This window comes from Streptomyces sp. NPDC005483 (assembly GCF_040606035.1).
In the GTDB taxonomy this organism is placed as follows: Bacteria; Actinomycetota; Actinomycetes; order Streptomycetales; family Streptomycetaceae; genus Streptomyces.
In genome coordinates this window covers 126,543-138,898 of record NZ_JBEXEA010000017.1, presented here as the reverse complement: position 1 = coordinate 138,898, position 12,356 = coordinate 126,543, and the positions used below count along the sequence as shown (strand labels likewise).

Annotated in this window: 13 protein-coding genes; 7 read left to right on the top strand and 6 right to left on the bottom strand. The window is 71.4% G+C overall.

Annotation, left to right across the window (positions count from 1 at the left end; translation table 11 throughout):
- The first annotated feature begins 11 nt into the window (after window positions 1-11).
- From ABZT06_RS30135 to ABZT06_RS30125, 3 genes are all read left to right on the top strand, one after another.
- A complete protein-coding gene (locus tag ABZT06_RS30135; RefSeq protein ID WP_355747728.1) occupies window positions 12-536 on the top strand; it encodes a GNAT family N-acetyltransferase in 525 nt (174 codons plus the stop codon).
- A 96-nt stretch (window positions 537-632) separates the two neighbouring features.
- Entirely contained in the window at window positions 633-947 is a 315-nt protein-coding gene (locus ABZT06_RS30130; protein WP_355747725.1) for a DUF4229 domain-containing protein, read from the top strand.
- A 46-nt stretch (window positions 948-993) separates the two neighbouring features.
- Window positions 994-1,668: a TetR/AcrR family transcriptional regulator gene (locus tag ABZT06_RS30125; protein WP_355747722.1), complete on the top strand. Its 675-nt coding sequence runs from the start codon at window positions 994-996 to the stop codon at window positions 1,666-1,668.
- Here the strand turns inward: ABZT06_RS30125 and ABZT06_RS30120 are convergent.
- Both ABZT06_RS30120 and ABZT06_RS30115 read right to left on the bottom strand, forming a co-directional pair.
- On the bottom strand, window positions 1,661-2,626 hold the full coding sequence (locus ABZT06_RS30120; protein ID WP_355747719.1) for a MaoC/PaaZ C-terminal domain-containing protein: 966 nt from the start codon (window positions 2,624-2,626) through the stop codon (window positions 1,661-1,663). The genes ABZT06_RS30125 and ABZT06_RS30120 overlap by 8 nt on opposite strands.
- Window positions 2,626-3,921, bottom strand: coding sequence for a 3-oxoacyl-ACP reductase (locus tag ABZT06_RS30115; protein ID WP_355747716.1), 1,296 nt, complete (start codon window positions 3,919-3,921; stop codon window positions 2,626-2,628). Before ABZT06_RS30115 ends, ABZT06_RS30120 begins: the two co-directional genes overlap by 1 nt.
- Window positions 3,922-4,009: 88 nt before the next feature.
- On the opposite strand from ABZT06_RS30115, the gene ABZT06_RS30110 reads away from it, so the two are divergent.
- Together ABZT06_RS30110 and ABZT06_RS30105 are read left to right on the top strand one after the other, a co-directional pair.
- Window positions 4,010-5,296: an acetyl-CoA C-acetyltransferase gene (locus ABZT06_RS30110; protein ID WP_355747713.1), complete on the top strand. Its 1,287-nt coding sequence runs from the start codon at window positions 4,010-4,012 to the stop codon at window positions 5,294-5,296.
- 221 nt (window positions 5,297-5,517) lie between these two features.
- Window positions 5,518-7,434 (top strand): AMP-dependent synthetase/ligase, encoded by a 1,917-nt coding sequence (locus ABZT06_RS30105; protein ID WP_355747710.1) that lies wholly within the window; start codon window positions 5,518-5,520, stop codon window positions 7,432-7,434.
- Window positions 7,435-7,468: 34 nt separating this feature from the next.
- Here ABZT06_RS30105 and ABZT06_RS30100 read toward each other — a convergent pair whose 3' ends face one another.
- From ABZT06_RS30100 to ABZT06_RS30090, 3 genes are all read right to left on the bottom strand, one after another.
- A complete protein-coding gene (locus ABZT06_RS30100; RefSeq protein ID WP_355747707.1) occupies window positions 7,469-9,058 on the bottom strand; it encodes a peptide-N4-asparagine amidase in 1,590 nt (529 codons plus the stop codon).
- A gap of 88 nt (window positions 9,059-9,146) precedes the next feature.
- Window positions 9,147-9,329 (bottom strand): DUF397 domain-containing protein, encoded by a 183-nt coding sequence (locus ABZT06_RS30095; RefSeq protein ID WP_355747704.1) that lies wholly within the window; start codon window positions 9,327-9,329, stop codon window positions 9,147-9,149.
- Window positions 9,326-10,180: a helix-turn-helix transcriptional regulator gene (locus ABZT06_RS30090; RefSeq protein ID WP_355747701.1), complete on the bottom strand. Its 855-nt coding sequence runs from the start codon at window positions 10,178-10,180 to the stop codon at window positions 9,326-9,328. The genes ABZT06_RS30095 and ABZT06_RS30090 overlap by 4 nt, the downstream gene beginning before the upstream one ends.
- Before the next feature lie 117 nt (window positions 10,181-10,297).
- Here ABZT06_RS30090 and ABZT06_RS30085 point away from each other — a divergent pair, with 117 nt between their 5' ends.
- The gene (locus ABZT06_RS30085; protein ID WP_355747698.1) at window positions 10,298-10,717 is read left to right on the top strand and encodes an ATP-binding protein; all 420 of its coding nucleotides are present in this window, start codon (window positions 10,298-10,300) and stop codon (window positions 10,715-10,717) included.
- Window positions 10,718-10,723: 6 nt separating this feature from the next.
- Here ABZT06_RS30085 and ABZT06_RS30080 read toward each other — a convergent pair whose 3' ends face one another.
- On the bottom strand, window positions 10,724-11,626 hold the full coding sequence (locus tag ABZT06_RS30080) for a LysR family transcriptional regulator (protein WP_355747695.1): 903 nt from the start codon (window positions 11,624-11,626) through the stop codon (window positions 10,724-10,726).
- A 155-nt stretch (window positions 11,627-11,781) separates the two neighbouring features.
- Between ABZT06_RS30080 and ABZT06_RS30075 the strand changes: the two genes are divergently transcribed.
- Window positions 11,782-12,315 carry a DUF6817 domain-containing protein gene (locus ABZT06_RS30075; RefSeq protein WP_355747692.1) on the top strand — a complete coding sequence of 178 codons (534 nt, stop codon included), beginning with the start codon at window positions 11,782-11,784 and terminating at the stop codon, window positions 12,313-12,315.
- Window positions 12,316-12,356 lie beyond the last annotated feature (41 nt).

Genomic DNA, 12,356 nt, shown 5'->3' with positions numbered 1-12,356 from the left:
TGTCTCGCCTCATGCCCCTTACCTTCACCCTCGACCCGGCCGTCACCCCCGCCCTCCGCGACGGAATCCTCGACCTGTGGGCCGACGTCTCCAACGCCGGTGGCGCCGTCGGGTTCGTCGCACCGGTGGAGCCGGAGACGATCCGCCCCGAGCTGGTGAAGCACTTCGCGGGCATGGCGGAGGGGCGGACACGGCTGCTCGTGGGACACGACGAGGAGGGACGGGTCGCCGCCACCGCCTTCTTCAGCTTCAACACGCACCGCCTGATGACCCACTGGGTCTGGCTGTACACGGTGATGGTCCACCCCCGCCACCAGGGCCGGGGCTACGGCCGCGACCTCCTCTCCGCGGCGGCCGACGCGGCCCGCACCTTCGCGGGCATCGAGGCGATCCGGCTGACCTGCCGCGGCGGTCTCGGCCTGGAGCGTTTCTACGGCTCCTGCGGCTACAAGGAGGTCGGCCGCATCCCGGACGCCATCCGGGTGGCGCCGGGTGACGACCGGGACGACGTGATCATGCTGCTGCCGCTCGCCTGACCCGCGTCGAAGATCGGGTGCCCGGCGTGCTTCACTGGACAGTGCCCCTTTGGGGTGTTCGAGCCGTTCGATACGGATACGGAAGAGTGGATTGACATGCTCCGCTACACGCTGATGCGCCTCGGGATCCTGGTGGGCTGCCTCGTGGTCGTCTGGGGCCTCGTCTACTCCGGCCTCGCCCCGCGCGGTCTCGGCGACTCCAACGGCATGTGGATCGTCCTGCTCTCCCTGCTGCTCTCCGCCCCCATCAGCTTCGTGGTCCTGCGCAAGGAGCGCGACCGCGCCTCCATCCAGGTCGTGCAGCGGGTCGACCGCATGAAGGCCAACCTGGAGGCCAACCGCAGCCAGGAGGACGAGGCCGCCGACGAGTCCGCCGCCCCCTCCCAGGGCCAGGCCCCGCAGACCTCCTGACGTCAACGCCCCTGCTGCCGTGCCCGCGTGACCGTACGCTTTGCGCATGGGTGTCGTGAAGAGCAAGCGCATGCCGCGTGCCGTGCGGGAGCAGCAGATGCTGGACGCCGCCGTCGAGATCTTCGGGCAGCGCGGGTACATGGCCGCCTCGATGGACGAGATCGCCGAACTCGCCGGTGTGTCCAAGCCGTTGGTCTATCTGTACCTGAACTCGAAGGAAGACCTCTTCACCGCGTGCATCCGCCGGGAGGCGGCCGCGCTCACCGAGGCCGTGCGGACGGGCGTGCGGACCGACCTGCCCGCGGACCGTCAGCTCTGGGACGGGCTGCTGGCGTTCTTCACGCACACCTCGCAGAGCCCGCACGGCTGGTCCGTGCTGCATCTCCAGGCCCGTATCCACGGTGAGGCGTTCGCCGCCGAGGTCACCGCGATGCGCGAGGAGATCGTCGCGTTCGTGACCCATCTGATCGTGGTCGCGGCCCGCGAGGCCCACCGCGACCCCGATCTGCCCGAGCGTGAGGTCGCCGGCCTCGCCGAGGCGCTCGTCGGTGCCGCCGAGTCCCTCGCCGCCTGGGCCAACGCGACCGAGGGCGTGACCGCGCGGCAGTCGGCGGCCACCCTCATGAACTTCGCGTGGGCCGGTCTCGGGAACCTGATGGAGGGCCGGCCGTGGACCCTCCAGGACACGTCTTCCGGGAGCGCCCCGCTCCAGGTCAGCTGACGGCGCCTTCCGGACCGTGCCCGGGCAGTGCGTACACGCCCCCGCTCACATGCACCCGGTCGCCGCCGCACAGCTCGAACCGCTCGCCGTCCGCCGCGTACGTCACCGTCCCCGGCAGCAGCACCGGCGCCCTGAACTCGGCCCGTACCAGCACCGCTTGCGGTGTGCCGTGCGCCGCCAGACAGCGGGCCGCCGTCCACATGCCGTGCGCGATCGCCCTCGGGAAGCCGAAGAGGCGGGCCGTGAGCGGGTACAGGTGGATCGGGTTGCGGTCCCCGGACGCGGCGGCGTAACGCCGTCCGATGTCCCCGGCCAGCCGCCACTCGGCGACTCCGGGCAGCGACTCGTGCTGCTCCCGGTCCCCTGACGGCTGACCGCCGGTCTCCGTCGTGCGGTGCCGCGCCAGATAGGTGCTCACCGACTCCCACACGACCTCCTCGCCCACCCGCAGCTCGGTGACGACCGCGACCTCCGTACCGCGCCGGTGCGGCACCAACCCGTCGACGTACACGGTGAGTTCGTACTCACCCGACGCGGCCAGTTCCCGGTACCGGGTGACCTCGATCGACGTGTGCACCAGTCCGAGCAGCGGCAGCGGGAAGTCCCGCCCGCTCATCAGCCTCATGGCCAGGGGGAAGCCCAGCACATGCGGATACGTCACCGGCAGCGCGTCCTCCCCGGTCGGGAAGCCGCACACCCGCTCGTAGGCGGCCAGCCGCGCGAGGTCAACCCGCAGCCGGGGCAGCACCAGCCGGGTCCGGGGGAAGGCCGCGCCGGCGGAGGGCCGCTTGAAGGGGGAGCGCAGGGCGCCCGCGGCCAGGAGGGGGAGGAGGGAGGGCGACCGGGTGAGGATGGTCGGGAGCCCACCGGAGTCCGGCCCCGCGGGCCCCGAGCCCGAGGCCCGTCCGCCCCCGCCGTGCGACCCCTCGGCCTGTGTGTCGTCCGCGTACATCCCCACTACGCCCCCAGCAAGCTCTGGCCGCAGACCCGCACGACCTGCCCGTTCACCGCTCCGGACGCCGGATGCGCCAGCCACGCCGTAGTCTCGGCCACGTCGACGGGCAGTCCGCCCTGTCCGAGGGAGTTCATCCGCCGCCCCGCCTCCCGGATGAACAGCGGGATCGCCGCGGTCATCTTCGTCTCGATGAACCCCGGGGCGACCGCGTTCACCGTGACCCCGTGCTCGGCCAGTGCCCGGGGTGCCAGGGAGCGCACCAGTCCGACGACACCGGCCTTGCTGGCGCCGTAGTTGGTCTGCCCGGCGTTCCCGGCGAGCCCCGCGATGGAGGCGGTGGCGACGATCCGCCCGCCCCGCCGCAGCGTGCCCGTCTCCAGCAGCGCGTCCGTGGTGCGCAGCACGCTCGCCAGGTTCACGTCGAGCACCGAACTCCAGCGCTCCGCGGGCATGTTGACCAGGCGCCGGTCCCGGGTGATGCCCGCGTTGTGGACCAGCACGTCCAGCCCGTCCGGCAACGCCTGAGCGATCCGCGCGCCCGCGTCCGCGGCCGTGATGTCCAGCGCGAGGGCACTGCCCCCGAGCCGCGCGGCCAGCCGCTCGGCGTCCGCCGACGCCCCCGGCACATCGAGTACGACCACCCGCGCCCCGTCCCTCGCCAGCGTCTCGGCGACCGCCGCACCGATGCCCCGCGCCCCGCCGGTCACCAGGGCCGTCCGCCCGGCCAAGGGGTGATCCCGGTCGACGTCGGCCTCCTGCGGCTGTCCGACCTCGATCACCTGGCCGCTGACGTACGCCGACTTGGGGGAGAGCAGGAAGCGCAGGGTCGACTCGGCCGCGGACGCGTCGGTCAGCCGTACGAGATTGACCGTTCTGCCCCGCCCGATCTCCTTGCCGAGCGAGCGGGTGAACCCCTCCAACGCCTGCTGGGCGGCGGCCTGGTGGTGGTCGGAGGGGTCGAGCGGCGCCCCCAGGACGACGACCCGCCCGGACCCGGCGACCGACCGCACGACCGGGTGCAGAGCGGCATGCACCTCCGCGAGCCCTTCGACGTCCCGTACACCGGTGGCGTCGAGGAGAACGGCGGCGGGCGCGTCCGACGGGGCGGGGAACTCCGGACCGGACAGCTCCGGACCGGACAGCTCCGACTTGCCCGCCGTGAGCAGCAGCACCCCACCGTCGAAGGCCGGGGACTCCTGCGACCACCGCCGCAGCACCGCCGGCTGCGGAAGTCCCAGACGGCTGGTGAGGAACCGACCCGGCGCGGTACCGGTGAAGCTCAGATAGCGGTCGGCCATGTCCATCTCCCGGGTCGGTCGCAGATTCCTTACTCTGGAGTAAGGTTACCGTAGGTAACTCGATTTTCGAGGTGAGGAGCTGGTGGAGATGAGGCCCCTGAAGCCGCCGGTCGCCCGGCGCGTGGCGATCGTCGCCGGTACCCGCGTCCCCTTCGCCCGCTCGGACGGCCCGTACGCCACCGCCTCGAACCAGGACATGCTCACCGCCGCCCTCGATGCCCTCGTCGAACGCCATGGGCTCCAGGAGCCGGGCACCGTGGGGGAGTTCGTCGCCGGTGCCGTCCTCAAGCACGCCCGCGACTTCAACCTCGCCCGCGAGACGGTCCTCGGCTCGCGGCTGGACCCGCGCACCCCGGCGTACGACATCCAGCAGGCGTGCGGGACCGGTCTCCAGGCCGTCATCGCCGCCGCCAACAAGATCGCCCTGGGGCAGACGGAGTCCGCGATCGCGGGCGGTGCGGACACCGCGAGCGACGCGCCCCTCGGCGTCAACGACGACCTGCGCCGCATTCTGCTGGAGGCCCGGCGGGCGAAGTCGGCCGGCGGCCGCCTGAAGGCGCTCGCGCGCATCCGCCCCACCCACCTCGTGCCCGACATCCCGCGCAACGCCGAACCCCGTACCGGTCTGTCGATGGGCGAGCACGCGGCCGTCACCGCCCGCGCGCGGGGTGTGAGCCGCCAGGCGCAGGACGAGCTGGCGGCGACGAGTCACCAGCGGCTGGCGGCGGCGTACGAGCGGGGTTTCTTCCGGGAATTGGTGGTTCCGTTCCGGGGCCTGGCGCGCGACCAGAACCTCCGTCCCGACTCGACCGCCGAGAAACTCGCCGGGCTCAAGCCGGTGTTCGGCCTCAAGGACCCGGAACCCACCATGACGGCCGGGAACTCGACCCCGCTGACGGACGGCGCGGCTCTCGTGCTGCTCGCGTCGGAGGAGTGGGCCGAGGCGCGCGGCCTGGAAGTCCTGGCGTACCTCACGGCGTACGAGACGGCGGCCGTGGACTTCGTGCGGGGGGATGTCGTACAGGGTGAGGACGGGCTGCTCATGGCTCCCGCCCACGCCGTCCCCCGGATGCTGGAGCGGGCCGGGCTCGGCATGGAGGACTTCGACCTGGTGGAGGTCCACGAGGCCTTCGCCTCCCAGGTCCTGGCGACCCTGGCGGCCTGGGAGAAGCGGGGCCTGGCCCCGGTGGACCGGGACCGGCTCAACGTCACCGGATCCTCCCTCGCCACCGGGCATCCCTTCGCGGCGACCGGTGCGCGGATCGTGGCCACGCTCGCGAAGCTGCTGGCCGAGCGGGAGGGCCCGGGGCGCGGCCTGATCTCGGTGTGCGCGGCGGGCGGGCAAGGCGTCACGGCGATTCTGGAGCGCCCGTAGGGGCCGATAGCTGACAAAGTCTCACTTTGCGGTCGAGATTGCACAGTCCCGGCTCCGGACCATCAACGAACCCGCACAGGCTCGCCACTTGAGCCACTTAGGATCACCGTCCTAACCCCTGGTAACCCTTCCCGGCGCACTCGCGGGTGAACGCCCCGGTACGTCCCCTGCGTACCTCATGCAGCGGAGCTGTACCGAGCTGCACGTCCCAGGAGCTGACCATGTCCCTCTCGTACGTGTCCGGCCACGACTACGACGGCGCACCCGTACTCGTGGAACCAGAGATCGTGCGGCTGGACGGTGAGGTCCGCGAGGTGTCGGTGCCGCCGCTGGTCCCGCCGCTGACCCACGGCTCACTCGCCGACCTGCCCTTCGACAACGCGGAGGCGGCGCCGGAGCAGCGGGTGATGAGCCGCCGTACCGACGACGGCCACTGGGTCGACCTCACGGCCGCCGAGTTCGCCCAGCAGGTGCTGGCCGTCGCCAAGGGCCTGATCAGCGAGGGCCTGATGCCGGGCGACCGGGTCGCGATCATGGCGCGTACGACGTACGAGTGGACGCTCCTCGACTTCGCCGCCTGGGCCGCGGGCCTGGTGACGGTCCCCATCTACCCCACGTCCTCCGTCTTCCAGACCCGGTTCATCCTCCAGGACTCCGGCGCGGTCGCCCTGGTGACCGAGACGGCCGCCCAGGCCGCCGCCCTCGGCCCCGAGCTGAGCCGCCTCCCCGACCTGCGCCACATGTGGATCATGGAGAAGGGTCATGTGGAGCGCCTGGGCGAGCTCGGCCAGGCCGTCCCCGAGCAGGAGATCGGCGTACGGCGGGGCATGCTGGGCCCGGGCACGGTCGCCACCGTCGTCTACACCTCCGGCACCACCGGCCGCCCCAAGGGCTGTGTGCTCAGCCACGGCAACTTCCTCACCGAGGTCGACAACGCGATCGAACTCCTCTACCCGGTCTTCAAGTCGAAGTCGGACGAGGCGGACCTGGCGACCCTGCTCTTCCTGCCCATCTCGCACGTCTTCGGCCGCATGGTCGCCGTCGCCTGCGTCCGTGCCCGCGTCCGCCTCGGGCACGCGCCGAGCCTCCAGGCCGACGACCTGCTGGCCGACCTGGCCAGCTTCAAGCCGACCTTCCTGCTCGTGATCCCGTACATGCTGGAGAAGGTCTTCAACAACGCCCGCGCCAAGGCGGAGAGCGGCGGCCGCGTCACCGTCTTCGACCGCGCGACCAATGTCGCCGTGCGCTACGGCGAGGCGACGGAGGCCCGCCTCGCGGGCACCGGCTCCGGCCCGGGCGCCGCCCTGAAGGCGGCCCGCACCTTCTACGACCCGCTGGTGTACCGCCGTATCCGCAACGCCATGGGCGGCAGGATCCGGCACATCATCTCCGGCGGCTCCCCCCTCGGCCGCCGCCTCGCCGCGTTCTACGCGGGCGCGGGCATGGAGATCTACGAGGGCTACGGCCTGACGGAGTCGACGGGCGCGGCCACGGTGACGCCCCCGCTCAAGTCCCGCCTGGGCACGGTGGGCTGGCCCCTGCCCGGCACCCGGGTGCGCATCGCGGCGGACGGCGAGATCCTGCTGCACGGCGGCCAGGTGTTCCGCGGCTACTGGGACCCGTACGGGGAGGGGGTCGCCCCCGCCTCCGCCGACGGCTGGTTCCCGACCGGCGACATCGGGCAGCTGGACGACGAGGGCTATCTGACGATCACGGGCCGCAAGAAGGAGATCCTGATCACCGCCGGCGGCAAGAACGTCGCCCCGGCCCCGCTGGAGAACTGGCTGCGCTCCCACCCCCTGATCTCGCAGTGCATGGTCCTCGGTGACCGCCGGCCCTACATCTCGGCCCTGATCAGCCTCGACATGGACGGCGTCAACCACTGGCGCCAGATGAACGGCAAACACCCCGTCCCCGCCGAACTCCTCGTCAACGACGAGGAGTTGAGACACGTCCTGCAACGCGCGGTGGACGAGGCCAACAAGATGGTCTCCCGCCCCGAATCCATCCGCCGCTTCACGGTCCTGCCGACCGACCTGACCGAGTCGGCCGGCCACCTGACCCCGTCGATGAAACTGCGCCGGGAGGCGGTCATGAAGGACTTCGCGGGGGCGATCGAGGGGATGTACGAGCGCTGAGCGCCGTGCGAGCGCTGAGGCCGTGCGAGCGCGGTCAGCGCAGGACGTCCCTCGTCAGCACGCCCTGCTCGGTCGCCAGCGTGTGGTCGTAGTGCACGCCGGGCCCGCTCAGCCGGTACCGCTCGCTCGTCGTGGCCACCGCGTGCCGGTCCTCGCGTGCCACGCCGAGCGTGAAGGTGGCGTCGCCGTGGTAGCTGTCGTCGACCCGGGTGGCGCCGAGACGGGCCCGGTCGGCGACGGACATGACGACCCGCAGACGGTTCGCGGCGTCGATGGTGGCGCGGCCGTCCAGGGCGTAGTCGCGATCCGTGCGGGCCACGTGCCCGTTGCGGGTGACGACCTGGTGATCGCTCCATGTGCCGCTCATGTCGTCCGTGTTCTCGTCGGGCGTCCACTGGTGGTCGATGGCCGTGCTGAGGGTGCGCTCCACGGTCGTGGTGACCCGGCCGTGGGAGGTGTCGAGGTAGCCGGTGACCTTGAGCCGGTCCTTGCCTGCAGTGACCAGGTGCCGCAGTGAGCCGTCGGTGAAGTCGTTGCTCACGGCCGGCTCGGTCCTCTCGTACGACGTGACGGCCCCCTTCAGTGCCGACCTGTGCGCGTCCTGCCACACCAGGACGTTGGTCGGCGCGCTCCACCCGGTCTGCCCGGCCGGCACGCCGACCACCTTCACGTCCACGGTGTGCGCCCTGCCGTCGTCGAGGAGCCCGGCGAAGGGGGTCAGGTCGAAGGTGAGCGGACGTACGTCGAAGGCGGTGGGGGAGGGGATCACCGACCACAGGTAGGGCGACCAGCCGCCGGTCCACACGTTCGGGTACGGGGACGCGATCCCGGCGACCCTCCCGTCGACGCTCACCTGCACCTCACGGTACGGCCCGTCCTCCCCACCCTGGCAGGAGTACGACGCCTTCGGGGTCGTGGCCGAGTACCAGAACTCCTCGCAGCCACCGCCCGACCCGGTCGCGTACACCTCGGCGAGGACGCGCTCGGAGTTGCGGGGGACGGTGAGGGAGGCCCCGGTGGTGACGCTGTCGCCGGCGCTGAGGGGGATGACTTGGTCGGGAGCGTCCGTGGTGCGGTCGGGCCCGGGGGCGTAGAAGGTGAGCGTCACCTTGACGTTCAGCACGCCCGTGTAGGTGCCGTCGACAACGTTGCCGATGAGCATGTCCACGGACTGGGCGCTGCTCAGCGTCCTCTCGTACTCGGTCACGTCCTTCTCGACGGACCAGCCGATCCCGTCCTGCGAGGGCTCCGGGGTCGACGTCCGGAACACCTGCACCCCGCCGATGTCGAGGTACCCCAGCCGGTCGAACTGCCGCCCCTTCACGGTGCCGTCCATCCGCAGCACGACCTTCGACCACCGGCCGGGCCTGCCGCAACCGGTCGGCGGTGTGTACGTCCCCGTGTACGGCGTGAAGTCCTTGAACTGCGCCTCCGCAACGGTGACTTCGCAGGCCCGGGTGTGCGGGGTGCTGATCGGCGGGGCGGCGGTGACGGGGTCGTGGTAGTCGGTGCCGAACTCGGCGGGCACGGGGGTGTCGGCGGCCGCCGTCCCCGCCGCGAGGGCGAGTGAGGCGAGGGCGGCGGTGAGGAGGGCGACGGTGCGCCGCAGGGGTGGTCGTCTCATGCGGCGCAGTGAACCCGCGTACTCCTCGTGTGACCAGAGGGCCAGGAGAGGTCTTGACCAATTCCAGTCCCTCCGCTGACCTTCGCGGTCACCTGGAGACGTCGGCCAGGAAGGGGGCCCAAGCGGTGGGGGAGACGGTGACGTTCGGGCCGGTGGGGTGCTTGGAGTCGCGGAGGTGGATGGTGTGGGGGGTGACGGCGACTTCCAGGCATTCGCCGCCCTCGCCGTCGCTGTAGCTGGACTTGAACCAGGCGAGCCGCTCGATGTTCATAGCTCCTCCAGCTTCTGCTCGATCAACTTCCGTGATTCCGATGGAGACAGGGCCATCGCCCGCATGATCCCATAGCGGTCTGCGATCTTCCGGACCTCTTCGGATTCAGTGATCAGCCGGGGGTACCCCTGCACCTCCGTGTACGCCACCTGCCCGTACCTCTTGGGTGTCAGTAGGTTGAACGCACCACCCAGGTTGGGGTGTTCCTCTACGCAGGTCGGCATGACCTGGATCTCGACGTTCTGCATGCGTCCGACGTGCAGCAGGCGTCGAAGCTGATCGGCGTGCACGCGGGGGCCGCCGATCGGCCGGTCCAGCAGGACCTCTTCGAGAACGTAGCTCACGATCGGCACCGGCGAACGCTCGAAGACCTGCTGTCGAGAGAGCCGGTCGGTCACCCGCTTCTCGATCGTCTCCCCATCGAGAAATGGGCGCCTTTTCGCGAATACGGCCCAGGCGTGGTCCTGGGTCTGCAACAACCCCGGCACCCCGTTGCTGGCATAGAAGTGCAGCTCGACCGCCTCAGCCTCCAACCCGGCATAACTCCGGTACCACTCCGGATGGCGCGTCCGGGTCTTCGCCATCGCCTCCTCGACCTCCGGGACGACCTCCTTCAACAGGCCCCCGGCATCAAGGAGTTCGTCGGCCTTCTCCAGCACCTCGGGGCGCAGCGTCCGCACCCCCCGCTCCATGGCGGAGATGGCGTCCGGGCCGTACCCCACCAGCTCCCCGAACTCCTTCTGCGTGAGCCCCTTCCGCTCACGCAGAAGCTTCACCATCTTGCCGAGCGCGACGAACAACCCCGCCGTACCGTCCGCCTCCGCAGGCGTCTCCGGCCTCCGCTCACCCACGCGCCCCACCCCTCCCGCCCGACAGCCCGTACACCGAACCCACCGCAGCCGTACAGCTACTCAGCGTCGCCGAGTCGCTCCTGGTCAGCGTAGATTCAACCCAGCACGCTGAGTCACGTGAACGCCGAAATCTCCACCCCCACCGACGAACTGACCCAGCGTCTGAGCGCCACCCCGAGAGGCGCCCGCCTGGCCCGCAGACTCACCGCCACCCAGCTCACCGCCTGGGGCCACCCCCACGACTCCGACGTGAACGACACCGCGCAGCACCTGGTCGCCGAGCTCGCCGCCAACGCGGTGACCCACGGCCGCGTCCCAGGAAGGGACTTCGAGCTGCGCCTCCTGCTCCTCCCGGAGAACACGCTGCGTATCGAGGTGAGCGACGCGCGAGGCGACCGCAGGCTCAGGTTCGTGCGGGACACGGACGGCGAACACGGCCGCGGCCTGATCCTCGTCACCCTCCTCGCCGACACCTGGGGCGTCACGGAGCGGGACGTCGGCAAGACGGTGTGGGCCGAGATCGGGCTCGGGCCGTGAGGAGGATCAGTCGTGGGTGGCCTCGGTGCGGCAGGACCGCACCACCGTGTCCGCGAACGCCCGCGCCAGCGGCGACAGCGCGTCCCAGCGCCGTACCGCCCAGCCGACGGACAGCGGACGCAGGGCGGGGAGGGGGACCAGCCGCAGGTCCCCCCGGCCCGGTACGTCCAGGCCGGGCAGTGCGGGCACCACCGCCCGCCCCAGCCCCAGTTCGGCCAGCAGCAGCGCCGTGTCCCAGTCCGCCACGCTCGTGTCGAAGGCGAACCGGACGCCCAACTCCGCGCAGGCCGCGTCCAGATGGGCGGCGGAGGTGGAGTTCGGGGGAAGGCGGATCAGCCGTAGGCCGGACAGGTCGGCCGGCTCCACGTGGGCGCGCCGGGCGAACGGGTCGTCGGCCCGTACCGCCAGCACCCACGGCAGCTCCATCACCGGCCGCTGTTCTATGCCCCGCACCGGCGTCCCGAGCGTGATCCACGCCAGGTCGAGACTGCTGTCGGCCAGCGCGTCGAAGCAGGCCCGGCTGGAGCTCTCGGTCCTGAACTCCAGGCTGACGTCCGGGTGTTGCTGCCGGAAGGACACCACCGCTTCCGACATGAAGTGCCGTACGGTCGTCGCGCCCGTCGCCACCCGGACCGACCCAATCTCCCCGTCGACCAGTTCGCGCAGGCGGCGCAGGGCGAGATCCAGGCCCGCGATGCCCTCCGCCGCGGCCGCCTCCAGCACCCGCCCGGCCTGCGTCGGTACGACTCCCCGAGGCTGCCGCTCCAGCAGGCTGATCCCCGTCTCCCGCTCCAGCCGCTTCACATGCTGACTCACCGCGGACTGCGTGCAGTCCAGCTCGCGGGCCACCGCACTGAGGCTTCCGGCGCGGCACACGGCCACGAACACACGCAGGTCGTCCAGGGTCATGGCCCCAAGCTAACACTTGGGTCCAGCGACAAATCCTTAGGATTGACTGGGGCAAGCGCCCGTACGACGATCTCCTCAGGGCCCGGGCGGCAACCCGCTCCCAACCCGGGGGGAGCGGGTGCCGACCCAACCCACGCCCACTGCCGAGGAGTCCGGTGTCCACCACAGACGAAGCCAGAGCCCTCTTACGGCGGCTCGGCGCCGATCGCACTCCCCACCCAGGCGGCACCCTCCTCGCCCACCTCGAACGCGTCCACGCCCAACTCGCCCTCTGGGAGGCCCGCCCCGCCCTCCGACTCGCCGGCCTCTGCCACGCCTTCTACGGCACCGACGGCTTCCCCGCCGGCCTGCTCCCGCTCGACCGGCGTACGGAACTCGCCTCCGTGATCGGCCCGGACGCCGAGGCGATCGTGCACTTCTACGCGAGCTGCGACCGTAAGGCGACCTACCCCCACCTCCTGGAGCCCCGCTTCCGGGACCGGTTCAGCGGGCGGACCTACGCCCCCGATCCCCTCCTGTGCAGGGACTTCGCCGAGCTCACCGCCGCCAACGAACTCGACCTCGCCCGCCGGGACCGGGACTTCCGCGCCAAGTGGGGGCCCGAACTCCTCGCCCTGTTCACCCGGTTCCGGCCGCTCCTGAGCGAACCCGCCTGGCAGGACACCCTCGCCGCCCTCCACACCCCTTGACTTCTCAAGACCCCCGCGCGACGTTCCGGACCCTTCGTCCA